Origin of the sequence: Chitinophaga silvatica, from assembly GCF_003419895.1 — a bacterium.
Taxonomy (GTDB): Bacteria; Bacteroidota; Bacteroidia; order Chitinophagales; family Chitinophagaceae; genus Chitinophaga; species Chitinophaga silvatica.
This window is the reverse complement of sequence record NZ_QPMM01000006.1, coordinates 523,022-548,298: the sequence shown is the minus strand read 5'-3', so window position 1 is coordinate 548,298 and position 25,277 is coordinate 523,022. Positions and strand designations below refer to the sequence as shown.

The 25,277-nt window shown below is 39.8% G+C and carries 24 protein-coding genes and 1 tRNA gene; 6 read left to right on the top strand and 19 right to left on the bottom strand.

Annotation, left to right across the window (positions count from 1 at the left end; all coding sequences use genetic code 11):
* Positions 1-12: 12 nt before the first annotated feature.
* The 4 genes from DVR12_RS13435 to DVR12_RS13420 all read right to left on the bottom strand — a co-directional run bounded on the left by DVR12_RS13435 (position 13) and on the right by DVR12_RS13420 (position 3,421).
* Positions 13-954: a FecR family protein gene (locus tag DVR12_RS13435; protein ID WP_116976181.1), complete on the bottom strand. Its 942-nt coding sequence runs from the start codon at positions 952-954 to the stop codon at positions 13-15.
* A gap of 95 nt (positions 955-1,049) precedes the next feature.
* Positions 1,050-1,607, bottom strand: a complete 558-nt coding sequence (locus tag DVR12_RS13430; RefSeq protein ID WP_116976180.1) for an RNA polymerase sigma-70 factor — start codon at positions 1,605-1,607, stop codon at positions 1,050-1,052.
* Between the two features lie 227 nt (positions 1,608-1,834).
* Positions 1,835-2,785, bottom strand: coding sequence for a quinone oxidoreductase family protein (locus DVR12_RS13425; protein WP_116976179.1), 951 nt, complete (start codon positions 2,783-2,785; stop codon positions 1,835-1,837).
* Positions 2,786-2,842: 57 nt separating this feature from the next.
* A complete protein-coding gene (locus DVR12_RS13420; RefSeq protein WP_116976178.1) occupies positions 2,843-3,421 on the bottom strand; it encodes a Crp/Fnr family transcriptional regulator in 579 nt (192 codons plus the stop codon).
* Between the two features lie 130 nt (positions 3,422-3,551).
* Here DVR12_RS13420 and DVR12_RS13415 point away from each other — a divergent pair, with 130 nt between their 5' ends.
* Entirely contained in the window at positions 3,552-4,091 is a 540-nt protein-coding gene (locus DVR12_RS13415) for a hypothetical protein (RefSeq protein WP_147323456.1), read from the top strand.
* An 84-nt stretch (positions 4,092-4,175) separates the two neighbouring features.
* Here the strand turns inward: DVR12_RS13415 and DVR12_RS13410 are convergent, their stop codons facing one another.
* The 3 genes from DVR12_RS13410 to DVR12_RS13400 form a co-directional block, all read right to left on the bottom strand.
* Positions 4,176-4,667 (bottom strand): SRPBCC family protein, encoded by a 492-nt coding sequence (locus DVR12_RS13410; protein ID WP_116976176.1) that lies wholly within the window; start codon positions 4,665-4,667, stop codon positions 4,176-4,178.
* A gap of 213 nt (positions 4,668-4,880) precedes the next feature.
* A complete protein-coding gene (locus DVR12_RS13405; protein WP_147323455.1) occupies positions 4,881-5,609 on the bottom strand; it encodes a GIY-YIG nuclease family protein in 729 nt (242 codons plus the stop codon).
* A gap of 275 nt (positions 5,610-5,884) precedes the next feature.
* A tRNA-Lys gene (locus DVR12_RS13400) sits at positions 5,885-5,958 on the bottom strand.
* A 146-nt stretch (positions 5,959-6,104) separates the two neighbouring features.
* Between DVR12_RS13400 and DVR12_RS13395 the strand changes: the two genes are divergently transcribed.
* Positions 6,105-7,283 (top strand): acetyl-CoA C-acyltransferase, encoded by a 1,179-nt coding sequence (locus DVR12_RS13395; RefSeq protein ID WP_116976174.1) that lies wholly within the window; start codon positions 6,105-6,107, stop codon positions 7,281-7,283.
* A 49-nt stretch (positions 7,284-7,332) separates the two neighbouring features.
* On the opposite strand, the gene DVR12_RS13390 is transcribed toward DVR12_RS13395, so the two are convergent.
* The 7 genes from DVR12_RS13390 to aspT form a co-directional block, all read right to left on the bottom strand.
* Positions 7,333-8,775, bottom strand: coding sequence for a hybrid sensor histidine kinase/response regulator (locus tag DVR12_RS13390; RefSeq protein ID WP_116976173.1), 1,443 nt, complete (start codon positions 8,773-8,775; stop codon positions 7,333-7,335).
* Positions 8,776-8,822: 47 nt separating this feature from the next.
* Positions 8,823-10,247, bottom strand: coding sequence for a DHA2 family efflux MFS transporter permease subunit (locus DVR12_RS13385; RefSeq protein WP_116976172.1), 1,425 nt, complete (start codon positions 10,245-10,247; stop codon positions 8,823-8,825).
* Positions 10,244-10,594 carry a damage-inducible protein D gene (locus tag DVR12_RS13380; protein WP_116976171.1) on the bottom strand — a complete coding sequence of 117 codons (351 nt, stop codon included), beginning with the start codon at positions 10,592-10,594 and terminating at the stop codon, positions 10,244-10,246. The genes DVR12_RS13385 and DVR12_RS13380 overlap by 4 nt, the downstream gene beginning before the upstream one ends.
* The gene (locus DVR12_RS13375) at positions 10,587-11,534 is read right to left on the bottom strand and encodes a DnaJ C-terminal domain-containing protein (protein WP_116976170.1); all 948 of its coding nucleotides are present in this window, start codon (positions 11,532-11,534) and stop codon (positions 10,587-10,589) included. The genes DVR12_RS13380 and DVR12_RS13375 overlap by 8 nt, the downstream gene beginning before the upstream one ends.
* 123 nt (positions 11,535-11,657) lie before the next feature.
* Entirely contained in the window at positions 11,658-12,662 is a 1,005-nt protein-coding gene (glsA, locus tag DVR12_RS13370; protein WP_199417100.1) for a glutaminase A, read from the bottom strand.
* A gap of 22 nt (positions 12,663-12,684) precedes the next feature.
* Entirely contained in the window at positions 12,685-13,911 is a 1,227-nt protein-coding gene (locus DVR12_RS13365) for a DcaP family trimeric outer membrane transporter (RefSeq protein ID WP_116976169.1), read from the bottom strand.
* Positions 13,912-13,945: 34 nt separating this feature from the next.
* Positions 13,946-15,649 (bottom strand): aspartate-alanine antiporter, encoded by a 1,704-nt coding sequence (gene aspT, locus DVR12_RS13360; protein ID WP_116976168.1) that lies wholly within the window; start codon positions 15,647-15,649, stop codon positions 13,946-13,948.
* 183 nt (positions 15,650-15,832) lie between these two features.
* Here aspT and DVR12_RS13355 point away from each other — a divergent pair, with 183 nt between their 5' ends.
* Positions 15,833-17,221 (top strand): glutamate decarboxylase, encoded by a 1,389-nt coding sequence (locus tag DVR12_RS13355; RefSeq protein ID WP_116976167.1) that lies wholly within the window; start codon positions 15,833-15,835, stop codon positions 17,219-17,221.
* On the opposite strand, the gene DVR12_RS13350 is transcribed toward DVR12_RS13355, so the two are convergent.
* Complete coding sequence (locus DVR12_RS13350) at positions 17,218-17,538, bottom strand: DUF6686 family protein (RefSeq protein ID WP_116976166.1); 321 nt, start codon at positions 17,536-17,538, stop codon at positions 17,218-17,220. The two genes, DVR12_RS13355 and DVR12_RS13350, sit on opposite strands and share 4 nt — an antisense overlap.
* A gap of 395 nt (positions 17,539-17,933) precedes the next feature.
* Here DVR12_RS13350 and DVR12_RS13345 point away from each other — a divergent pair, with 395 nt between their 5' ends.
* Positions 17,934-18,191: a hypothetical protein gene (locus DVR12_RS13345; protein WP_116976165.1), complete on the top strand. Its 258-nt coding sequence runs from the start codon at positions 17,934-17,936 to the stop codon at positions 18,189-18,191.
* A 6-nt stretch (positions 18,192-18,197) separates the two neighbouring features.
* On the opposite strand, the gene DVR12_RS13340 is transcribed toward DVR12_RS13345, so the two are convergent.
* From DVR12_RS13340 to DVR12_RS13325, 4 genes are all read right to left on the bottom strand, one after another.
* A complete protein-coding gene (locus DVR12_RS13340) occupies positions 18,198-19,046 on the bottom strand; it encodes a DUF4249 domain-containing protein (RefSeq protein WP_116976164.1) in 849 nt (282 codons plus the stop codon).
* A gap of 10 nt (positions 19,047-19,056) precedes the next feature.
* On the bottom strand, positions 19,057-21,663 hold the full coding sequence (locus DVR12_RS13335) for a TonB-dependent receptor (RefSeq protein WP_116976163.1): 2,607 nt from the start codon (positions 21,661-21,663) through the stop codon (positions 19,057-19,059).
* 53 nt (positions 21,664-21,716) lie between these two features.
* Positions 21,717-22,679, bottom strand: a complete 963-nt coding sequence (locus tag DVR12_RS13330; RefSeq protein ID WP_116976162.1) for a FecR family protein — start codon at positions 22,677-22,679, stop codon at positions 21,717-21,719.
* A 65-nt stretch (positions 22,680-22,744) separates the two neighbouring features.
* Entirely contained in the window at positions 22,745-23,263 is a 519-nt protein-coding gene (locus DVR12_RS13325; RefSeq protein ID WP_116976161.1) for an RNA polymerase sigma-70 factor, read from the bottom strand.
* Between the two features lie 63 nt (positions 23,264-23,326).
* Here DVR12_RS13325 and DVR12_RS13320 point away from each other — a divergent pair, with 63 nt between their 5' ends.
* Together DVR12_RS13320 and DVR12_RS13315 are read left to right on the top strand one after the other, a co-directional pair.
* The gene (locus tag DVR12_RS13320) at positions 23,327-24,352 is read left to right on the top strand and encodes a quinone-dependent dihydroorotate dehydrogenase (RefSeq protein WP_116976160.1); all 1,026 of its coding nucleotides are present in this window, start codon (positions 23,327-23,329) and stop codon (positions 24,350-24,352) included.
* Positions 24,353-24,377: 25 nt separating this feature from the next.
* Positions 24,378-25,148 (top strand): TerC family protein, encoded by a 771-nt coding sequence (locus tag DVR12_RS13315; protein ID WP_116976159.1) that lies wholly within the window; start codon positions 24,378-24,380, stop codon positions 25,146-25,148.
* Positions 25,149-25,277 lie beyond the last annotated feature (129 nt).

Below are 25,277 nucleotides of genomic sequence, written 5' to 3'. Positions count from 1 at the left end.
ATTTAGGCCAGGTTAATTTTTATTAATAGATAATCGAACAGTATAGATTCCAGGCTGCATCTCTTGTATGTCGACTTGCTTTTCAACAAGTTGTTGTAATACTTTCACTACTTGATTTGGTTGTAGTTTCATGCTGAAAGAGCCACTGATACGAATGTCTGTCGTGTCTTTACTCTGAAAGGTAATAGGGTAATAACTTTCGAGCATAGACAGTACATCCGTTAATGGCATGTCTTCGAAGTTGATACGATTATTACGTAATCCATCTACTTCCAAAGAAGGCATTGAGTGAATATTAAAAGAATAATCATCTTTTAGGATTTGTATCTGATCCTTTGCCGTTAAATAGCCAAATACCTTGGAATGTGTGCCAACCCTCACTTTACCGGTACTTACACCAATAGTAATTATGTCGTGTTTTTTAAATGCCTGTATATTGAAAGAAGTTCCTAATACATCAACCTTCAAACTATCTACCATTACATTAAAAGGATGATCATCATCTTTACTGACATCAAAAAAGGCTTCTCCATATACTAGTTTCACTTCTCTGTTTGCAGCAAACTTCTCAGCATATTCAATACTTGAAGCGGGGCCCAACCATACAGAGCTGTGATCTGGTAACGTAATCAATTTTCGTTCACCAGTTGCCGTAGTTAATCTGACATACTGAATTGGTTTTCTCTGTAAAAGAATTTGCAAGCCGCCTAAAGATATAAGCACTAAAATGGTAGCAGCAATTGACCATCCCAAAATCGACTTTGATTGGCGATGAACAGGTAAACCGGTACGACGTTTAATTTCCATCAACATCTGTTTTCTCAGTTGTTCCTTTTCCTTTCCAGCAGGCATTTCACCTGGAAAAGGGTTTGAATTGGCAAGATGATCGATCCAGTCGTTCAGGAAATTTTCTGACGCATCTTCAAAGCGTTGAGAGTGTTTCTTTTCTTCCAAATTTCAGTGTGTTTAAGGATAGGTTTCACAACACAACATTTTTAACTATTGGAAGGAGGTAATTAACATTCTGGTAATATAGCTTGATAAGATTGCTATAATAAGGTGAGTAAACGATGTAATAAAGGGCGGGCTTTTTTATAGGCATTACCAAGCTGATTTCGCACTGTTTGTTCGGCAGTGCCGCTACGGTAAGCGATTTCACGGATGCTCAGTTCTTCGAAATGATACATTTGAAATACCTGTCGTTCTTTTTCGGGGAGTTGCTTTAGATCGTTGTGTATATGTTTGAGGATATCTTTACTTTCTATCTTAATATGAGACAAGGTGCTTCTCAATTCACTATACTCCACAAATTTCTCCAGATGTTTTTCTTTCAGGCCTTCATCTCTGAACTTTCGTAAAATAAGTTTCCTAATTGCAGAGAAGAGGTAGTATCGGATTTCAGTTTGAATAGTAAGCGATTCCCTTCTTTCCCAAAGGCTTGTAAACAGCTCCTGTACAAGATCCTGCGCATCGGCCTGGCTGTTGAGAACTTTAGCAGCGTAGGAATATAGTTCTTCCCAGTAAGTATTGAAAATCATTTCAAATACTTTGAAATCGCCCTCTTTTAAGCGATCCAATGAAGGGATATTGGAAATGTGTTGCATCATACGGGATGAACAAAAATAGTTGAGAAGGCAATCAGAATATTGCAATTTTTAAAAAATAGCATTGACTTAACATTGCCCCTACTTTGTCTGCGGAAAATAAGAATTCTTTTAAATGATTTTCAGGTTTTTTAAAGCTCTTTTTATTAAAAGATTTTAATTTTTTTTAAATAAAAATCCCCAATCCAGTTACATTCTGGATTGGGGAACTAAGTGTATATTTTACAATATCAGGGAACTATTACTAATCTTTTACCTGCCAGATCTTCTCGTTGCCAGGCTTCTGCTATTTTAGAAAGTGGCACTTCTTCGATCTCCATATATAGTTTATCTTCCAGAATCCAATTCCAGATACAATTTAGTTCGGTCATTAATGCTTCCGGAGCAATTTGTCCAATTCCCATTAATTGTAAACCGGATGTACGAAGTGCAGTTCCAGGTAATGAAATATCCAATCCGGCCTTCGTGCCTATTTGTACGTAACGGATAGTTTTCTTTGCAAAACCTGCTTCTGTAGGAATAAAGGATTTAACCAATAGCTCAGCAGCTGTACCCCATATGAAATCCAAAACAACATCAGGGGCGGCTTCTTTAAACGCCTGGGTTAGTAGATCCTTATCCTGATTAAGATCTATAATAACGTCGGCACCTAATTGTTGAACTACTTTAAGGGATTCTTTATTTCTGCCTGTAGCTATGATGCGGCCAGCCCCTAATAATTTAGCTATCTGAACGGCAATTCTGCCTGAAACTCCGGTGGCACCATTTATAAGCACTGTTTCACCAGCCTGTAGTTTAGCAGAATATTTTAGAGGCAATAATGAAGTCAGCGCGGCAGATGGAATAGCTGTAGCTTTTGCCGCATCAATATTCCCGGGCACTTCTATGATCTGCGAAGCAATAGCTTGTTCGGCATAGGCACCATATGGGGGTTTAATATCCCGAAATATTACAAGTCTACCATCGGGCGTTTCACCAACTCCATCTGAGCCAACAATAGCCGGAAATGAAGGAAAAAGCTGATGGCTGGAATAGTGTTTACCAGAAGCTGTTCCTTTATCGAAATTTTCAAGCACAGCTGCTTTTACTTTTATAAGAATCTGTTCTGCTTCTGGTTCTGGGTTTTGGAAGTCGATATACCCTGGTACTTCTCCGAAATTATTTATTACGGCTGCTTTCATGTCTTTTTTGTTTTAGACAAAGTTCCTTTACAGCAGCTCCGTGGGCAATAACATTTGTTAAGAATTTTCTTTGGCTACTTTATTACGTATCCGGCTGAGGTGAACCGGGGTAATTCCAAGGTAGGAAGCAATATAGTGTTGAGGAACCCGTTGAGCAATATGAGGCCTTTCACGCAATAAGTTAAGATACCGCTCTTGGGGAGTATCACGAATAAAAGAAACAAATTCACGCATATAATAAACCTGCCGGTCAAAGATTATTTCCACCAACTCCTGTAAGAACGTATTATCATGACTCAGCTCATTCATCATTGCTTCATAATCCCTTTTATGCAGTACATGCACTATTGAAGGTTCGATTGCTTCGATAGTGAAGGTACTGGGTATATTTCGCTTGAAACTATCGGCAGAGGAAACAACCTGTCCTTCGAACATAAACTGACAAGTAACGTCTTTTCCGTTATTGTTAAACCAAACCCTTAGACATCCCTTTTCAATAAAAAAAGAACGTTTGGAAACTTCTCCTTCACGCAGTAATATCGTTCTTGCAGGAACCGTGATTGGCTCAGCAATATCAGCGTACTTGGCAAGAATTTCCTTTAGATGCGGCAAACGGGTTATTAATTGATCGAACATATATGTAAGTTACGAAATGTAGATATTACTACTCGTTTAAGTTCTTTTTGCACGGGAGTAAAGTTCTCAATAAAATAATAAAAGAAAATAAATAATATTTATATTCATAGAAATGATGAATCCCCACCTTATGAAATACTTTTTCATTTGTTCGTTATTATTTTATTTACCAGCTATTGGCCAACTAAATAATAATTGTTATCCTAATATTAGTGCATATGTAAAACACATAGATAGTTTGTATGATCATTATAGCGGATCAAAGAGTAAGTATGAGAAGGATTTTTATATACGAGGTATTTCAGATGGAGTAATTACAACTTTTACTGAAACTCTCACCGATTCTATTGTTGGTGGCAGCAGCACCAAATCATTCACAGATCGAAATGGGAATGTATACTTTCTTCAGGTGGCAGATAATATGTCGGGATATTTGATCCGGAAGTATTACTACTTACATAATCAGTTGATTTATGCCACTATGGAGTTAAGTGATTGGGCAACTAATCCAGCGAGTATCATATATAAAAGGGAGGAATTTTTTGAAGAGAAAAAATTATTATCACAAACCTCTATAGATTATAGATTGAAGGATAAAGATCGGCGGCGGATACAGTTATCCTTATATCAGGAGGGAGAAGAGAAGCTAAAGGAATATAAAAAACAATAGACTCACTAAGTCTTTAAAAGGAAATCCGGATTTAGGTAATTTCCTTTTAAAGACTAGAATCCTTTACAAGACAGTTTGGATACCTTAATTATTGATCATAACACCAAGCTTTGGGTCTTTATTTCGCAGATCGATCCCTCCTTCGTAAACAGACTTTAAATTGTGTAAATAAAACGCCCAGCCATTCGAACAGCCCAAACGAATATGCTGCTTCGAATTATCGTCCTGCGGAATATTGTAGTGACGCAGTTCTACAATAACATATTCATCGAGCGTACTTAATTTCACATCTACCAAACTTGAGCCTTCAAATGTAAATTGGAAAAAATCTTTTCCGTTTGCGCTAAGAATTTCTCCATTCATAGGTGTTGCTTCAAGGTACCAATACCAATTGTATGTAATACCTTCTTTCGCAGGCTCAGTATGTTCAATCAGGTTATCATTAACCTGAAAGACAACACGTTCAAGGAACCATTTTTCGAGATTGGCAGCAACGGTCCAGGCTTCATAAATTTCAGGAAGTGATGATTTAATGGCAATACGTTTTGTAAATGAGGTCCAGTCGAAGTTTTTCATAAAAATAAAATATAGGTTATTGACAATTAATGCGACATCTGTTAAAGATAAGTAAACATATAAAAACCAAGTCCTTAAATGAAGGAATGTAATTTCAATCCAAAGAAAGAAATGTAAAAAAGTTAAGCTACTTTTATAACAATGTTATTTTTTGAGTAAAAATGAACCTAATATAAAAATGGATATGCTCTAAGTAAAAAGTTGTCAAACAATTTAATTTTTTTTGTTAATGGGGTTAAAATCACGATTAATTACCTTCCCAGCTTCCTCAGTAAATAAATCGGTACACATATAAATGGAAAATGGATCCAGTTCTTCAATAAATAATCTTGCATTCATAGATACAGGATTAGATGGATTAAATAACAAAGGATCTTCTTGAACAGGATCATCTGGGGTATCTACTATAAATGCCAAATCAAGTCTATGAATTTTTTGGTCTGCCAGGGGTACAGAAAAATAGCCTGCACTTAATATATTCTCTTCAGTTGTCTCTAAATAACAACGAATTCTGGTTTGATAAATTCTAACAGATCTTATTTCACTTCGAATCATGTTCGGGTACAAAGAATTTAGTTTGACTAAAATTTCTATCGCTTCATATCTATCGAAAAGTTCATTCACCCCTTCAGATTTTGAAGTAAATTCATACAGTAGTTCCTCACTTTTTATTCTGAGAATATGTATGGCATCGCTTATATCTATTTTGAAGAATTCTTTACTTTTACTTACTCTATATTTATCTAATTCAATATGGATTCGTTTTTCCAAAATATACATCTCTATTGAGTAAATCTCATATTCTATTTCAAAATCACCAGGAATTCCCGTAGGTCTAGACAATTCTCTTCGGCGTTCTTCAGGACTTCGGGCAGTACACCCAATCTTAATAAGGCCCGGCATGTAAGAGTTACTTAATATATAAACATAGCCTTGGTTCACTTTTGATACTGCTTTATTTACTGTAAATTAATTAAAACTCACTTGATGCGAAAGGGTATATTAGTATTAATATAAAAAGTTATTGAATATGGTATAGGAACTTGAAAAAACCTATATTCTTACCATTTCCTGGGGATGCTCTTGGGGAATTTTGGGGATAAAAAAGCTTTTCTTCTCTTTCCCCCACTTTACCTCTCTTTCCTCCGAAACCCACGTCCTTAAACGAAATTCGCCTAAATCCGGTAAAACCGAATTTAGGCGAATTAGCTGAAAAGTGACCCCCCTGGGGCTCGAACCCAGGACCTACTGATTAAGAGTCAGTAGCTCTAACCAACTGAGCTAGGGAGTCATTTTGTTAAAAAACGTGGGTGCAAATTTAACGGTTATTCGGAATATTTATGTACTTTATTTAATTAAATTTGAAAATAGTGTCAAAATGTGGATAAATATCCAAGATATTGATACTCCGTAAGCTCATTATTAAATTTTTTTCTCATGCAAGAAGCGTATATAGTAGCCGGATACCGCACCGCGGTAGGTAAGTCAAAAAGGGGAGGATTTCGCTTTTACAGACCGGATGATCTGGCAGTTGATGTAATAACCGGACTATTGCAGTCAGTACCGCAGTTAGACCCTAAAAGAGTCGATGACCTCATTGTAGGTAATGCCGTACCGGAAGCAGAACAAGGGTTACAGATCGGAAGAATGATTTCTGTAAGGGCATTAGGTGTAGAAGTGCCAGGTATGACAGTAAATCGTTATTGCGCCTCTGGCCTCGAAACTATTGCTATTGCTACAGCTAAAATCAGATCCGGATTAGCCGATTGTATCATCGCCGGCGGAACGGAAAGTATGAGCCTCGTACCAACCGCTGGTTGGAAAACTGTTCCCAACTACACAGTAGCATCCACCAACCCGGATTACTACATCGGTATGGGCCTCACCGCCGAAGCTGTTGCTAAAGAATATAAAGTTAGTCGCGAAGATCAGGACCAATTTTCCCTAAACTCGCACCTCAAAGCTATTAATGCCATTCAAAATGGCTACTTCAAATCTGGAATATTACCTATCAATATCGAAGAAGTTTATGTAAACGAAAAAGGCAAAAAAGCCAAACGTTCCTTTACCGTAGATACCGACGAAGGCCCACGCGCCGATACTTCCATCGATGCACTGGCAAAACTGAAACCCGTTTTTGCCGCAAATGGTTCCGTTACCGCCGGTAACTCTTCCCAAACTTCCGATGGGGCTGCATTCGTAATCGTGATGAGCGAGAAAATGGTTAACGAATTAGGCCTGAAACCAATTGGTCGCCTGGTTGGCTGCACTTCCGCTGGCGTAGAACCTCGTATCATGGGCATTGGCCCTGTTGCAGCCGTTCCTAAAGTTCTTAAACAAACTGGCAAGTCATTGCAGGATATAGACCTCGTAGAACTTAATGAAGCATTTGCTTCCCAAAGTATTGCAGTTATCAGAGAACTGGGCTTAAACCCGGATATCGTTAATATCAACGGTGGCGCTATCGCATTAGGACACCCACTGGGCTGTACCGGCGCTAAACTTACCGTTCAGATCCTAAACGATATGAAACGTTTGAATAAAAAATACGGCATCGTTACTGCCTGTGTAGGAGGTGGACAAGGAATTGCCGGTATTATCGAAAATATCGACTAACAATTAACAGATCCTAAATTAAAGGGCGCATCCTAAGATGCGTCCTTTTTTATTGTAGAATGGGAAAACATAATATAAAACTAGTTCCTTCTCCAGGTATACTTTCTACGTTTATAGTGCCTTTATGTTGAATAATAATATTCTGTGTGGCCGTTAGCCCCAACCCAGTGCCTTTTGTTTTGCTGGTGAAAAATGGCTCAAATAAAGTAACAAGGTTCTGCGGACTAATACCACTACCATTATCCGAAATACGCAGGCATATGTTAGACAAGTCTTTATACGAACGGATATCTAACTTTCCTTCACCTGCCTTCATGGCCTCAATTCCATTAATAATAATATTCAGCAACGCTATATTCAACTTCTCTGCATCACCCATAATCAATGTATCTGCGTCCAGAAGCTCTTTAGTCACTTTTATACTGTTCAATTGTAATCTATCATCCGCCAGCTGTAAAGCATGGTCTATTAATACCTGGATCGATACCGGCATTAAATGCATGTCTGATAACCGTGTAGATTCTAATAATTCTGTAACAAGTTGATTGATACGATGGCAATTACGTTCCATTATATCGAGGTACAACTGCGCATCCGGATCATCCGACAATGGCTCAGTTTTTACCTGAGATACAGCCAGTAATATGTTAGTAAGTGGATTTCTTACTTCATGGGCTATTAGCCTCGCTATTCGACCGGTTATAGCAAATTTTTCCTGCTGTTGTTTTTCCCGCTCTTTAAGTTTCCTGGCAGTAACATCCTGTATAATGCACAAATACAATTGTTTATTTGCATCCAACAAAGATGCTTTCAGCATCACATTTAATTCCTGGCCTGTGGCACTTTTAAAGACATATTCGGTTTGTACTGCTTCTTCTGTAGCATTCAACTTCCTTTTAAATTCTTCTCCTTCACTTCTATTTGCAAATAATGAAGTTAAATGCACTTCGTAAATATCTTTTTCATCATAATGCAAAACCCTTATGGCAGCCGGATTAGCAGCAACAATTCGTTGATTGCTATCCGTTAGTAATATTAAATCACTCGATTTTTCAAATATGCTGAAATATCTTTTCTCACTTTTTTCTATTGCCAATAAATGGTCGTACTTATCTAAAGTATAACGGATGGCCCTTTCCAGCAATGCTGCAGAAATTTCGCTCTTTACCAGGTAATCGGCAGCACCGGCCAACATGGCCTCTTTATCGATATGATAATCGCCTTTTCCTGTAAATAAAATGACTGGTGCCTTAAACCCCAGATTGCGGAAATGGTGCAACACATCGATCCCCGTATTTGCGCCTAAACGATAATCTACCAGGTAAAGATCATGAGATCTTGTATCAATTGCACTTAGCCCTTCCCGATAGGATGACGCCCATTCCAGCACATACTGATCGGGCGAAATATCTTGTAATAATGAATTCACCAGGAAGAAATCATCTTCGTCATCATCAATCATTAAGATATGCTTCTTACCATTTATTACCATAGCCTGCGGAACAGTTTGCTGTTACTAACCAATAATCATGCACGAAGTTAAGTATCTATATGCTGCTCTTTTACATCTTTTAAAACAACATTCCTTCTAGGCATAAACCAGGCGGGAATTAAGGTTACCAATAAAATGATCATCGAGATATGAAACCCTTCTTTTAATGCCTGCTGGTGCGATTCCAGGCTCGAATATCCTTCCAGTACGTGTTTATTAAATGCAGCCTGGGTTACAATTGCCAACACGGCAATTCCTATTGCCCCTCCCACCTGCTGCATCAAGGTACTGATTGAAGAAGCCATCGTAACCTCACTGGGCCTTACGGCACTGAGCGTAGCCGAGTTTAAGGGTGCCAATAAACACCCCATTCCAATTCCTCTTACCGTCATCGTTATAATAACATCTGTCATTGTACTACCCATACTCAATAATGAAAACAGGTACATAGAAACAGCCAATAAGATTATTCCGATTATTGAAATCTCCCTCGACCCATGTTTATCAGACCATCGCCCGGCAAACGGCATCAAACCGGCCATGAATACAGAGTTTGGCAATATCAGCAATCCCGATACACTTTCAGAATATCCCATTTGTTCCTGCAGCAAAAAAGGCATCAGGAATAAACCTCCAAACAATGCTGCGGCCCGCGACACCGTAACGAGGATACAACTGACAAATGCATAATTTTTAAATAAATCTAAATCGATAATTGGATTTTGCTTTCTTTTATCTATCACAATAAATACCACTAAAGAAAGTACTGCTGTGCCCAGAACAGCAAGTATTTCGGGAGATGTGATCCCTACTACTTCAGCCCTTGCTACTCCATATTGCAATCCAACCAAAAATATAGTAAGGGCAGTAAAACCTATAAGATCAAATGGTAGCTTTATTTTAGGTTGCTTACGCAGGATTCCCAGGTATTGATAAGCCATTATTACGGTAATTATACCAATGGGAATATTGATATAAAAGATAGATGGCCATCCAAATTTTTCAGTTAATATACCGCCAAGAGTTGGGCCGATAGCCGGACCTACCAGATTACCCAATCCCCACCACCCCAAAACCATTCCTCTGACCCGGGCAGGAAATACGTAAGATATAATGGCCATAGATGTGGGAGCCATAGCCCCTCCGCCCAATGCCTGAATAACACGTGCTACCAGCAAAGAGTCGAGGCTGGTGGAAAGCGCACACAATAAAGATCCTAATGTAAAAAGGGAGATTGCCCCAATATAAAGATTAAAAAAACCTATTCTATTCTTCAACCAGTTGGTCAGGGGCATTAATACAGAAAAGCTGAGCATATACACTGTGATAACCCATTCTATTTCAGCAAGTGTACAGTTGAACTGCTTGCTCATAACCGGCAAGGATATATTCACGATACTGGAATCTATTCCAGCCATGATAGTACCCATTATAACTACTATCAGAATTCCTGTCCGGTTTGTATCTCTCATACTTTATCTTTCATCATAAAGATCAGTTGCGCTTTTGCTACAAAGGGGTTCAGCGGGTTGCAATTAATCATAAACAGATAGGTAGCCAGTTCTGATAACTGCCAATCTGTTTTCAATTCTCCATCTTTGAAATAATAAACTTTCTTGAAATTGTAATCTACCGGAATATTTAATGATGCACAGGCATGCATAGCCCTATCGAGAGGCTCCTGTTCCATGCCCGATTGATTGGAATATCCCAGCTCCTCCATAATTTCGCTGGCTGTATATAGCAGGCGAGGAGTATTCAGCTGAGAAATTCTTTCTGTTGCAATAACTTCTTCCAGGTAATCAAAAAGTTTAAGCATTCCTGTTCTCTTTTAGTTGTGAAAGTTGTTGAAACAATTCTTTTTCTTTTTCGGAAAGATTTGTGGGTAAATGGATCATTGCTTTGAGGTATAAATCGCCAGCCGGCCCCTGATTATTATATGCAGGCATCCCCTTTCCTTTCAATCTGAATACTTTACCGCTATCTGTTCCCGCAGGTATGTTCATATTTAGCGTTGATCCCGGCAGCACTACAGGTACTTTTCCACCTAATATCGCTGTATAGAGAGGAACTGCCAGATCAGTATATATATCCTGTCCTTTAAGCTCATATTGCGGATGAGGAGCAAGTTGAATAGTAATGAGAAGATCACCATTTTCGCCTCCTTTTCTGCCCGGACTACCCTGCCCTTTCAACCTGATTATTTGCCCGTCGTATAGCCCTGGTTTCAGTTTAATATTTAACCTGCTACCATTCACTTCCACCTGGCGTGTGGCTCCCGTGTAGGCATCTTCCAAAGAAACCTCCATAGTGGCCTGTATATCCCTTCCCCTGCCGGGCCCTTGTTGCCGGCGCCCGCCACCACCACCAAATCTGCCACCAAAAAGCTGCTCAAAGAAATCTGAGAAATTACCTTCACCGGCACCTCCTCCAAACATATCTTCCATATTGCCCTGGTAAGAATAAGTACGTCCTTGTCCTCCACCGTATTGCGACCAGTCGAAATCTTCTGGCCTGCCACCATGTTGTTCGTAGTACTTATAATTTTCTCCAAACTGATCGTATTTCTTACGTTTCTCTTCATCACTCAGCACTTCATATGCTTCATTTATCTCCTTGAATTTTTCTTCTGCCGCCTTATCATTTGGATTTTTATCAGGGTGATATTTTACTGCCAGTTTCCTGTAGGCTTTTTTGATCTGTTCACTAGTTGCTGATTTTTCTACGCCTAATATTTTATAGTAGTCCTTAACGTCCATAGCTCTAAAACGTGTTAATGTGATAACTTGTTTTATGAATTTACGAATTAACGCCGAAAAATAATTGGTGAATAGTTACCGGAAAGCGGCACCATTCACCAATGAAACAAGACAATGGACGAGCTATTGAGCTACATAAACATTTGCATTTAGTTTATCTGAAATATATTTAATGGCTTCCTGAGCCCTTACACTGTTACCAGCCTTATCCAAAGGAGGAGAGAAAACAGCTATAGCAAATTTACCGGGCATGATAGATATAATTCCGCCGCCAACGCCGCTTTTGCTAGGTAAGCCTACTTTATACATCCATTCACCGGTGGTTTCATATAATCCGGTGGTTCCCATTATCGCCAATACTTTGGGAACGTATTTTTCCTGGATCAACCTTTCTTTGGTAACAGGATTTACACCCCCATTGGCCAGGGTACCGGCCATTACACCTAAATCATGCGCATTTACACCATACGAACATTGCTTTGTATAAAAATCGCATGCAAAAAATGGGTCATCATACATATAGCCGTAAGACTTCAGCAACATTGCAATAGCCTGATTATGCATATTTGTTGCGGCCTCTGACTTATATAGCTCTTCAATTACAGATAATTTTCGACCGGCAAATTTTGCGAAATAAGCATCTACCTTCTCCCAGGCATCTTTATGGCCAAAATGACTCGTTAAAAGGCTGGTAGTGGCCATTGCGCCTGCATTTACGAGCGGATTGGAAGGTTTTTGTCCGTCTTGCTCAATTGCAGGCACAGAGTTAAAAGGCAAACCAGTTTGATTGGCACCAATTTTATCGAGGATCACCTGATCACCAAACAGCTCCATGGCCATACATAAAGTAAATACCTTTTCTACTGATTCAATTCCAAACTCATACTTAGTTTCACCTATCTGGTATACCTGTCCGTCTTTCGTTACAATTACAATTCCATACATCTCAGAATTCACTTTATCCAGGTATGGAATATAATTCGCGTTCTTACCTTTCTTTTCATTTTTAAACAGATTAAATGCTTCATTAATAATTGCATTATAATCTACGGATCTGGATTGGTTCTGGCAATAACTATCAGTTGTTCCCAGGGAGATTAACATAAGAAGAACAAAAGCAATTCTCATAATAGTAGATTTATCCGAATGATCAGAATTTAAAGAATGCTGTAAACTGTGCCCGGATATCATTTCCGTCGTCGCCATTTACATTTACCCTTCTGCCATACATTACTTCACCTGCGATCTTAAAAAATGAAGTGTAGTAATAAGTTGTATTGAAAGAAGCATAATGCGTGTCTTTAATTGTTTCACCAGGCATATTCAGGTCTTTGGTATTAAGATGCAAATACCCGTAACCGATAGTAGAACCTAAACTCTTTGTCCAGAAGTGATCGAAATATAACCAGGGTGCCAACATTTGTATATTATACAGGCGTTTATCAAAAGCATGTGCAAATGCATCATACCCCAGACCACTCAGATCTTCACTGTATTTTGCATATCCGCTACCGTAAGCGAATTGAAATTTTACGTCATTATCTTTAGAGAGATAAATATTTCCGGAAATATTACCTGCTCCTCCTATGTTTGTTTTCTTATCACCCTTTCCATTTTTATAATCGATGGGATGCAATAATCCGGAGATTCTAACGTGGCTTTCATTGCTTTTGCCAAAGTCGAACTGCAGGGCTCCGGTTATATCCGGATAAACAGTTCTGCTAACCCAGTTGACCGGAATCATAATATCGCCTCCCGGCTGTTCGGCCGAAAAGGATAAAGTTGCATGTTTGCTCAGCGACTGTGTAAATCGAAGTTGTACCAAACGGGTAAAGATATACGAATTAGGCCCCCAGTAATCAACTACGTTTGGCCAGTTATCACCATCCATGAAATTACTCCAGGTCTGGCCAAATAACCATTTACCATGCTGAATATATGCATGACGCAATCTTGGATTACCGGATGTGCTTCCCCATAGGTCCAGCTCTAACACAGCTTTCAGCTTCCTACCTTTATAATCGGGGGCTCCGTATGCCGTAAAGGAGAAACGCGTCTGCCGAATAGAAAAAGCAGTGTTCCCATCATGCACAGTTGGGGTAGTGATTGAAGATGGCTGCATGGCATATGCATTCCCAATCTCCATGAAGTCATGAATAAAATCGGCCTGAACAAAGCCATTAAACTGTAAGCGAATTCCTTTTACATCGGTGAATAAAAATCCTGAATACATCCCGCTTTCAATCGCGTTACGAGTAAGCCCCTTACCATATACAGAGGAATCCTGTTGTGCAGAAACCTGTAACGGAACTGAAATCAGAGCGGTAAAAAATATTGATACGAAGGCATTAAGACAAAGGGTAAATTTGACTTTCACGATAATAATTAATTTTTATACGACGAATAGTTAATTATGTCATTAGTAACACCAGCACCACCCCCCAGATGATCAACAGTGTATTTCCGACAGCATATGTAATAGTATATCCTAGTGCGGGCAGTTTACTTTGTACAGTTTCCTGAATGGCCGCAAGTGCAGCAGTAGTTGTTCTTGCCCCGGCGGTACAACCCAGTGTAAGTGCCGGGTGGAATTTGAAAATATATCTACCCATTATTATTCCAGCCAACAGTGGAAGGGTAGTTGCTGCTATTCCTACTAAAAATAATCCCCAGCCTACTTGTTTAAATCCTTCAACAAAAGAGGGGCCAGCAGTAATACCTACAACGGCAATGAATGTATTTAATCCTACATTATTCATTACCCATAATGCTGGTTCCGGAATATTTCCAAAGGCCGGGTGACGGGAGCGCAACCAACCAAAGATCAATCCGGCAATCAACGTACCACCACTGGTACTAAGACTTAATGGTACTCCTCCGGCGTGGATAGACATTGCCCCAACTATTCCTCCCAATACTATTCCTAATCCCACAAAAATCATATCAGTTCTATCTGTTGGAATTTCCGCGTAACCGATCTTTTTAGCAGCTCTGTCCATATCATTCTTATATCCTACAAGTTCAATCTGATCACCTCTTTCCAACTTTGTTTCGGAATATACAGGTAAGGAAATACCAGCACGACGAAGATTTTGAACTGGAACTCCATGCATGTAATCCATATTTCTTAGTTCCCTAACTGTTTTACCGATTACTTCCTTGTTGATTACATATACATTCACATTCTCCACAGGAAAATTCAATAATTCGTCATCAACAATCTCTTTTCCAAATCCATCTTCTTCGCTTAAAACATATTCCCGACGACCGTTGATCACAATTTCGTCACCGGGTTGAATAACATAATCCTGAGAGGGATCGATAATGCTTTTATCTGCTTTTCTGACTCTTTCAACAAAAAGGCGATGACCTTTTTGTATGAATGACGCCTCTAAATCCTTAACAGATTTGTTTGCGGCAATTGATTGTTCACTGACCAAATAAGCACGAAATGTAACGGGTATAAATGCAGAGCGCATTCCAGGGTCCTGCGTTGGATCACCGGCGCCTAAAGTTTTTTCCAATTCTTTAGTTTCAGCACGAACTTTATCCAATCCCCCAAGCATCATAGGGGCAACACTGGATAAAAGCCAGGCCGAACCGGCGGTTCCAAAAATATAGGTAACGGCATAACAGACGGGCATCGCATTAATCCAGGATTGTTTTTGAGCACTGGAAACACTAAGCTGATTAATTGTATCGGAAGCCACCCCCATGGTAGCAGAAATAGTTTGAGAACCGGACAGCAAACCAGCTGCCTGGCCAACATTGTAGCCAGCTGCTACCGCTAGCAACCAGGGAGCAACAAGGCAAACAACACACATTAATGCAGCGAAAAGTACCTGAGGCAAGCCATCTTTCTTAAGACCCTGAAAAAATTGTGGTCCTACACTGTACCCTACTGCAAAGAGGAACAATAAGAAAAATACAGATTTTACATTGGCAGATATCTGTATATCCATTTGGCCTACTAATACTCCCATCAATAACACACCAGTTACTGATCCTAACGAAAATTTCCCAACTTTTAATCCACCTATCCAAAATCCTGCAGCGAGGGTCAGAAATATGGCTAGTTCTGGGTATTCCTGGAATGTATGATGTAACCAAGTCATTTAGTAACAGATTGATAAGTAGAAGAATAAATGAAACTCGATGGTTGTTATAGGTAACACAGCCGATATTCTATTTGTTCAATCGGGGTACAGACAGTTAATTTTCTGTTGTGAGTTGAACAAGAGCAGGCAACAGTTGTTAAAATCTCGAAATGAATTTCTTCACATTTAAGTACCCTTGTTATGCCTCTATTCACACGAAAAGAAGAAAACGAAAATTCCCGCATTGGCTTATATGCTTCTGCCGATAGTCGTGAAAGCATCCCTAAGTATAAGATTCCTGATGAAGCCCAGGATATGCGTACTGTATACCATTTGGTGCACGATGAGTTAATGCTGGATGGAAATAGCCGAATGAACCTGGCTACCTTTTGTCAAACCTGGTTAGATGAATACGTTCATAAACTAATGGATGAATGCCTTGATAAAAATATGATTGACAAAGATGAGTATCCACAAACTGCTGAAATAGAAAACAGATGTGTGCATATTCTTGCCGATTTGTTCAATTCCCCAAAAAGCTCGTCCACTATGGGATGTAGCACAACTGGTTCAAGTGAGGCAGCGATGTTGGGTGGATTAGCATTGAAATGGAAATGGCGTGAGAAAAGGAAAAAGGAAGGTAAATCTACAGATAAACCCAATCTTATTTGTGGTGCTGTACAGGTTTGCTGGCATAAGTTTGCGCGGTACTTCGATGTGGAATTACGCGAAGTAGGAATGGAGCATGGCAGATATAATCTTACTCCTGAAAAAGTATTGGAATTGGTAGATGAAAATACCATTGGCGTTGTTCCAACCTTTGGTGTAACCTTTACGCTGATGTATGAACCGGTATTGGAGATTGCAAAAGCTTTGGATAAGCTGCAACAAGATACCGGATTGGATATTCCGATCCATGTAGATGGAGCCAGCGGTGCATTTATTTCACCTTTTGTATCGCCGGATCTGGTATGGGATTTCAGGATTCCAAGAGTAAAATCCATCAATGCATCCGGACATAAATTTGGTTTGAGTCCACTGGGCGTGGGTTGGGTAATCTGGCGCGAAAAAGAAGATTTACCGGAAGATTTAATTTTCAGGGTGAATTATCTGGGTGGCGATATGCCAACATTTGCACTGAATTTCAGCCGGCCAGGCGGTCAAATAGTTGCCCAGTATTATAACCTGCTTCGTCATGGTCGTGAGGGCTACAGGAAATTGCAACAAGCTTGCCTGGATCATGGTGCCTATATAGCGGAGGCAATTAATAAACTGGGGCACTTCGATATTCTGTATAACGGGAAAGGCGGCATACCTGGTGCCTGCTGGACGATGAAGCCAGGCGACCACGGATTTACGTTGTACGATCTTTCAGATAAAATCCGTTCACGTGGCTGGCAGATCGCTTCCTATCCGCTAACCGGTTCGGCTGCAGATATAACGGTTCAACGTGTTTTAATACGTCATGGTTTTAGTCGTGATATGGCGGACATGCTCATTCAGGATTATACCCGTTGTGTTAAATACTTCGAGAAGCATCCGGTAAAAGAACCGCTTACACAGGAAGAAGCAGGAGGATTCCATCACTAATTGGCCGATTCCAAAATGGAATAGGTCTGAAGAAGTGCCTGAACTTCTGCTGTCATATCAGCTAATACAGCTATCTCCGAGGGTGTTAATAACATCATTACATGATCGGCAGGTAATGGCAAGCATATAGCCTTTTCATGTTCTGATGAATGAATATGGTCATCCGCCAGGCGGGTGACCATTTTATTAAAGCATTCAAATTCTTCATGATTGAAGCTGATCACCGTGGTGCCAAAAGCCAGCTGAATTCCTTTACACTGTTGGCAACGAATTGCGTATCCTGTTTTACTATGATACAAGGTTTGATAATTACACATGGGCTACAAATTTTATTGTGCCTGAGCGGCCTGTACAGGCCGCTATCAGGACTAATACATCACTCTTTATCTATTATAAACAACCAATGAACGACTAACTCGTTTCAGGGGTATAATCAAAATTAAAAGAAGAAATCCCGCTCTACTGATCATATCAGGAAAATCATTTTTCCATTCGGGAATTATGAAGCCTTTTGACCTGTCAATTTAAAATCATCAATCTAAATAAATAACTATCAAATAGTTACAAAATATTTATTCTATAAATCATTAAATAATTATTTACCAAACTGATTGATAAAACATTTTTTTTAAACGTTTCCTGGAAAAATTTCGTTCGTGGTTCAACTAATTCGTTTTTTCTGTGTTTATAGAGTAGCTAAAATATTAATATAATGGATTGGGATGAGTTACTAGATCCTCTTTCGCCACTCAACGAAAACACTATGCAGGAACAAATGAGAATTGTCAACCTACAGGATGGATTAATCGAAGCTGCAAAAAAACTGGCAGCAGAAAACTATCCTACACTAAGTAAGGCCAGGCCGGCAGTAAAAAAAGCAATAGACAGTGTGATCATCAAACACTCTATTAATATGTCTGTTGACCTTAGCAATGTAATTTCAGGAAAAGCGGAAGAAGATGATCTGTAGCAGGATTTAATCAACTTTAATTGTCAACTTTTTAATGTTTATGCCACCTAAAATACCATAACCATTAATTACATTAGAAGACACACGCACAGGAACACCCGTAACAGCAGTACCATTCTGTAATTGTGCATATAAAGAATTTAAATACTGATAAGTAGTAACGGTAAGTGAACTAATTTCCACTGTTAATTGAGTGCCACTAGTAATCGGTTTTTCTGTTTGCAAAACAAACATGACAGATTTTCCATCAAATCTTTCATCATTCATTACAAGGCTACTATAATTACCACGTGTAAAGAAATCGACCAGGTTATTATTAAATGTTGGATCTAACCGGAATTGCAACCAGTTTGGAATTGTTTCTCCGGGAGCAAGAGCCGCTATCTTTATTCTGTAATAATCGGTAACACCCGGCCTGTCTTTCAGTAAAAATTGAATTCTGTTACTGTTACGCATTGCTCCTGCCTGCTCCGCCACCGGCGCAAGCGGCAGGGTATCCGTTGCCGTTACCGTAGTTAAGCCTACAGCATTCACTGTAGCCGTATATCTTTTGCCTAATTCGGCCGGCGATGAAGATACCCACCAGGTTTGCCCATTGATAGTTTGCTTAGTTAACGCCGGCAAATTGATATCGTTGGAGGCTAAACGAATTTCCGGGTTTTCAATTTCCGGAAACCCTGATTCGTTATAAACATTACTGGGCGTGCTTTTTGTAACTCTAAGATAAATAAGGCTATCCGGCTGTATGAGAGAATTAACAACAATCCTATCTCCTTCATACGGCAGGCTCAACTCTATCCTTTTCTCGCAACTAATAAAAAATAACGCAAGTGCATAAACGAAATACTTCCACATATCCTGACTTTTAAAATTTCACTGCATATGTTATGCTTGGTAAAATAGGCAATATGGTAATCTGGTTCAAATAACGCTTCATCGATACAGGGTCTACATCCATAACATAGAAATATGGATTCCTCCTGTTATAAACATTATAGACACTGAAATTCCAGCTTTTGAGCCAACGCTTCTTCTGTTTACTATAGGTAATGCCAACGTCTAAACGATGTGAATCTCTTCCTCTGAAATTATTGATCTCAGAATATTTATCAATGGTTGTGGGAGTTGAAGGCTCCCAGGGCGAAGGATTTTCAATCCCGCCATAAGAAGACACCGGCATAGTATACGGAGTTCCGGAATTATAATGCCAGGAAGCTGAAACCTCCCAATTCTTCCCCAACTGATGTACTAAAACCAACTCTATATTATGGCGCTGATCGTACTTAAACGGATAGGTTTTATCATCGTTCAGTCCGGGAAACCGCCGGTTCGACCATGATAATGTATAACCAATCCATCCGGTTGTATTTCCTTCCTTTTTCTGCCACATTACTTCAGCACCATAGCTCCATCCTTTTCCTACGGTTACATGCTCGTCCCAACGGCCTACGTCTTTATTAAAGATGGTAGTATTTTCATTGTTCTCGATCATGTTGTACATAGATTTAAAATACCCCTCCAGGGAAAGCTCATACATTTCTTCAAATGTTTTGGCAATGCCAGCAGTAACCTGGTGGGAATACATGGGCGCCACTCGCTGGGTAGAGGGAACCCAAAGATCCGTAGGCAAGCTGATAGCACTACCAGACAGCAAATGAATGTACTGGTTCATATGCGTGTATGCAGCCTTGGCAGCCCAGTTGCCAGGTAAAAGATATCGTAGGCCCAAACGGGGTTGCAATGAGTAATAATACCGGCCTTCCACAACAAACATAGAACCATGTACACCAATGTTTGCAAAGAAATTAGGTCGCATTCTCCATTCATCTTCAGCATACAGCGACATCTCAACTCCATTGATTCGCATTCCCTTATTAAGCGTATCCAAAGGCTTTACAGGGCTTTCAGTATCTTCAAATGAAGAATTGGCTGGCTTAAAGTAATGCATTGTTGCCACGGCTCCATACTTAATCGTGTGGGCAGGCATTGGCCGGTAATCAAAATCGATTCTCAGACCGGCAGTGGCCATTGTACTATTATACTTCCCACTGATATTGGAAAGGTTTACACTGTCGATTTTCAGATACTTATTCTCGAATTGAGTAAAGAAAGAATACTGAGAATAATTGGCTGTAACATTGGAGAAAAGTTTTGGACTATACACCCTGTTCCATCTTATAGCAGCGATAGTATTGCCCCAACCCAGCTGAAACTTGCTGCCCTGGGTATTTTTACTTTCTTCTTTATCTTCCAGCAATAAGAAATCATCTCCTTTATAAAAACTAAAGAATATTCTGTCTTTTGGTGAAATAATGTGATTTACTTTTAAATTGAAATCATAAAAGAAAGCCTGAAAATCGCCGTCCCTGCCTAAACCATCGTCCTGTACCAGCATTGGTTTGATTAGTAAATCGGGATATGAACGGCGGGCCGAAATCATGAAAGAGGTTTTGTCTTTGATGATTGGTCCTTCGAGATTGAACTTAGTAGAAATTAAGCCAATAGCAGCATCCCCATGAAAGGATTTCATGTCACCCTCTTTGGTGGCAATATCAATGATCGAAGACAGCCTGCCTCCGAAACGGGCCGGGAATGCGCCTTTATACAGGTCGGTTGTTTTTACAACGTTTGCATTGAGCAGGGAAAACACACCGAAAAAATGGCTGGAATTAAATACAGGGCTACCATCTATCAGCACCAGGTTTTGGTCTGGACTCCCTCCTCTGACATATAATCCACCTGCGCCATTCATTCCACCATTTACCCCGGGCAATGATTGCAAAGTGCGCATAATATCTACCTCTCCGAGTAGTCTGGGCATTCCTTTAACAGCAGTATTGGGAAGCGACATTTTACTCATCTGCGTTTGTTCCTGTAAGGGGCTTGAAGATGGATGTACAACTACTTCCTGTAAGTTACCTTCCAGCGGTAGTTGTATTTGCAGGATACCAGACTGATTATCTGTTACTGTTAATTGTTTAGATTGATAACCTATATAGGAGATAAATAAGTTGACAGTATCCACAGGGAGAGTAAGACTGAAAAAGCCGTAAGCATTTGTGATAGTGCCTTGTTTTGTGATAGGGTCGTAAATAGTTGCACCAATAAGATTTTCGTTACTGACAGCATCTCTGACAAATCCATTAACCGTAATAGATTGTTTTTTAGGGGGCAGCAAAATGATTTGCTCACCAGCCCTGGCAAAGCGGATATGGGCGGGACACAGCAAGGCTTCAAGCACTTTTTTCAAGCGTTGATTATAAGCAGTAATGCTTACTTTTTCTGATAAATTGACTAACCCGGGGCTATAAAGGAAATGAATACCATATTCCTTTTCGATCAGCGCGCATACTTGCTCCAGGGTTTGGTCCTTTACCACTACAGTAATTTTTGTTTGCCAGTTCCAGGCAAAGACTCTCAAAGGGAAACAAAAAATCAACATTCCCGTCAGCAGTTTCGCAGCTAACGACATAAAACCTTAATTGAAAGTGTGAGCAGTAATACCTTTGATTTAGCAGGTATCAGCTATTTTAATTTGTATTGACGTTCGTTTACTTTTTCACAGGTTGCACCCAGAGTCAATGCCAGATATTTCAGTACTTCGTCTGGTGTTTCACTTGTGAAGTTAGCATGTACAGGTAAATGCAGGAGATCTGTATTTGAGACTTCGACCTTAATATCATATACTTCTGTAAGAGTACGCAATACTTCTTCCAGGGTAGTATTATTAAAGGATAAAGCTTTTTTATTTAAGTCGCTTATGTTGGCTGCAATTCTGAATTCAGGTTTATTATTATCCTGTTGCAGCAACATTCCATCCGTTAATATTACACTGTCTTGCTGTTTATGATCAATTACCATTACTTTTCCGGCACTTACATGCACTTTTAATGCAGCATTGGCTGGTTGGTAATCGACTGTAAATTTAGTACCCAGTACTTTAACTTCAGATTTACCCACTTCAATAACAAATGGGTTCTGAGGATCACCATTTACTTCAAAAGTAGCGGCACCTGTAAGTTTTACGATGCGATGGCGTCCGTTAAAGTCTCGGCCTACTGTTAGTTTGGCGGAAGGAGTTAGTTGAACTTTACTTCCATCTTCCAGGGTAGCCATTTCCGGACCTTTATACACCTGAGCAGAAAAATGGGCAATCATCCACCAGCTGGCACCTAATATTACCAGCACAGAAGCGGCAACTTTCCACCATCCGAAACGAGGCAAACGTTTTACAGGTGTATCATCAATTTTATCGAAAAGCTGAGCCCAGGCACCTTGAGTATTTGCCGTATCCTCAACGGAAGGGGCAGTAACTACTTTCAGTAATCGCTCCAGCGATTGGAGCAGGACCAGATTTCCGGAATCCAGAGCTTTCCATTCTTCTACCCAGGCACGTTCAGTAGTATCCGCTTCTTGAAGCAGATACTTACAGAGTAGCGTATATAGCGCCTCGTCCTGCATAGCATTGTCAGGGAAAGATGGTGTCATTTAGTTGTAGTTTAACAGTTGTATTAAATAGACGCACCTGCTATACAGATACCCCTATTCATTAATTAAAAGAAAAAACCAGTAAATAACGGCAGGTACTCTTTTAACTCTTCATGCAAGATTTTCAATGCTTTACCCATTTGATTTTCTACTGTTTTAACAGAGATATTCATGGTAGCAGCAATTTCAGCATATTTCAGATGTTGTTGGCGGCTAAGTACAAAGACTTCTCTGCAGCGTTCGGGCAACCTTTCGAGGGCCTGGCGGTATAAGCGTTCCAGTTCCTTGGTTTCGTCATCTGCATTTACAGCCATAGGTTTAATTTGCTGATATCCCTGCTCTTTTTCAGTGCGCACGGTATCTTTCCGCCATTGGCTAATGGCAGCATTACGTATAGCGGAGAAAAGGTATGCTTTTACCGGCCCTGTAATGGTAATGGAATCCCGTTTTTCCCAAATACGAAGAAATACTTGTTGTACTATTTCCTCTGATATGTAAGGATCGCCGGTATAATGATTGGCAAAGGCCAGGCACTGTGCATGATTCTCCTTAAATAACGCTTCAAATGTCTGGAGCTCGAGCATGATGAAAAGCAAAGATAGTATTTTCAACTCCTGAAACTCGAAAATACTATCTTTGCGTCTGCGATGTACAACCTAATCAAGAATTTTTTATTCCGCTATCCGCCGGAAAACATTCACCACAGCGTAATGCGTGGGTTAAAGACAATTTATTCTCTCCCCCTGGGCAAAAGTATTATTACCGCTTTTTGTGGTGTAAAAACAAAGGGATTAGAAAGAACAGTTTTTGGTCTCCACTTTTCCAATCCGGTTGGCCTGGCCGCCGGATTTGATAAAGACGCCAAATATATTGACGAACTCTCCTGCCTGGGATTCGGATTTGTGGAAATTGGAACAGTAACTCCACTTCCTCAGCCAGGAAACGAACAACCCCGCCTGTTCAGGTTGCCTGAAGATAAAGCACTCATCAACCGCATGGGCTTTAATAACGAAGGTGCTGCTGCGGCTGCTAAAAGATTACAAAAGAAAAAATCAAAAATCATCGTTGGAGGCAATATTGGTAAGAACAAAATAACTCCTAACGAAGATGCCGTTAAAGATTATGAGAAATGTTTTCATGCTCTTTACGATACTGTAGATTACTTCGTAGTAAATGTAAGTTCTCCTAATACTCCAAATCTGAGAGCCTTGCAGGAAAAAGAACCTCTCAAACAATTACTCCATCATTTACAGGTTTTAAATGCTCAGAAAATTAAGCCTAAGCCTATTTTGTTGAAAATAGCTCCGGATTTAACCAACGAGCAATTAGATGATATTATCGAAATTATCAAGGATACCCAATTAGCAGGTATCGTTGCCACTAATACTACTATCAGCCGTGCAGGCCTGAAAACTTCAGCTACCGAAGTAAACGAAATCGGAGCTGGCGGACTAAGTGGCTTACCGGTAAAACGTAAATCAACCGAAGTAATCAGATATATACATACCCATAGCCAGGGCACTATTCCAATCATCGCTGTAGGAGGTATTTTTACGGCAGAAGATGCACAGGAAAAATTAGATGCCGGAGCATCATTGGTACAAGTATATACCGGATTTATCTATGAAGGGCCAACTATAGTGAAGCAAATTTGTGCCGGCTTGCGCCCTTGATCCCAGCGTATATCTATCAACCTATATGGAACAGTTTCTAACAGCAGAATCTCTAATTAGTCTGCTTACCCTCGTACTCATGGAAATAATCCTGGGTATCGACAATGTCATCTTTGTATCTATTGTACTTAACCGCCTACCCGCCGACAAACGTCCGGCTGCCCGCCGTGTATGGATGTTTGCAGGTATGGCCATCCGCATCGTTCTGTTGTTATGCATTGGCTACATTGTAAAGGCCGTACATCCCCTCTTCACTATTGGTGGCCATGGTTTCAGTCTGCGTGATCTGATCATGCTGGGCGGAGGATTATTTCTTCTCATCAAAACTACCTTGGAAATACATCACAAGCTGGAAGGAGAGGAAAATGCTCAGGAACAGGGTAGCAAAAAAGCAGCCGCCTCTTTTCTGAATATTGTAGGCCAGATTATTATTATCGATACCGTATTCTCATTCGATAGTATTATTACGGCGGTTGGATTGGCGCGTCAGATTCCAATCATGATCATCGCTGTAATAATTGCCATGATCATCATGTTCTTATTTGCACCCAGAATCAGTGATTTTATTCACAAACATCCTACACTTAAAATGCTGGCTTTATCTTTTCTGGTAATGGTTGGAGCTATTCTGATTATCGAAGGCTGGAATGCCGAACAGGCACATGAAATGCACCTGAAAAACTATGTTTACTTCGCAATGGCATTCTCATTCGGAGTAGAACTACTAAATATGCGGGCATCCAAATCGCATAAATCTCAGATTGCACCTAAAGAAGAAGAAAGCAAAAGAGCTTAAATAAAAGATTAATAAAAATAAAGAGAGTGTCTCCCAAGCTTTTAAAGCGAAGAGACACTCTCTCTATTTTTATTATGCCCATTGTCGTACATCAACTGTTCTTATTCGGACAACTATTTTTTACACTAA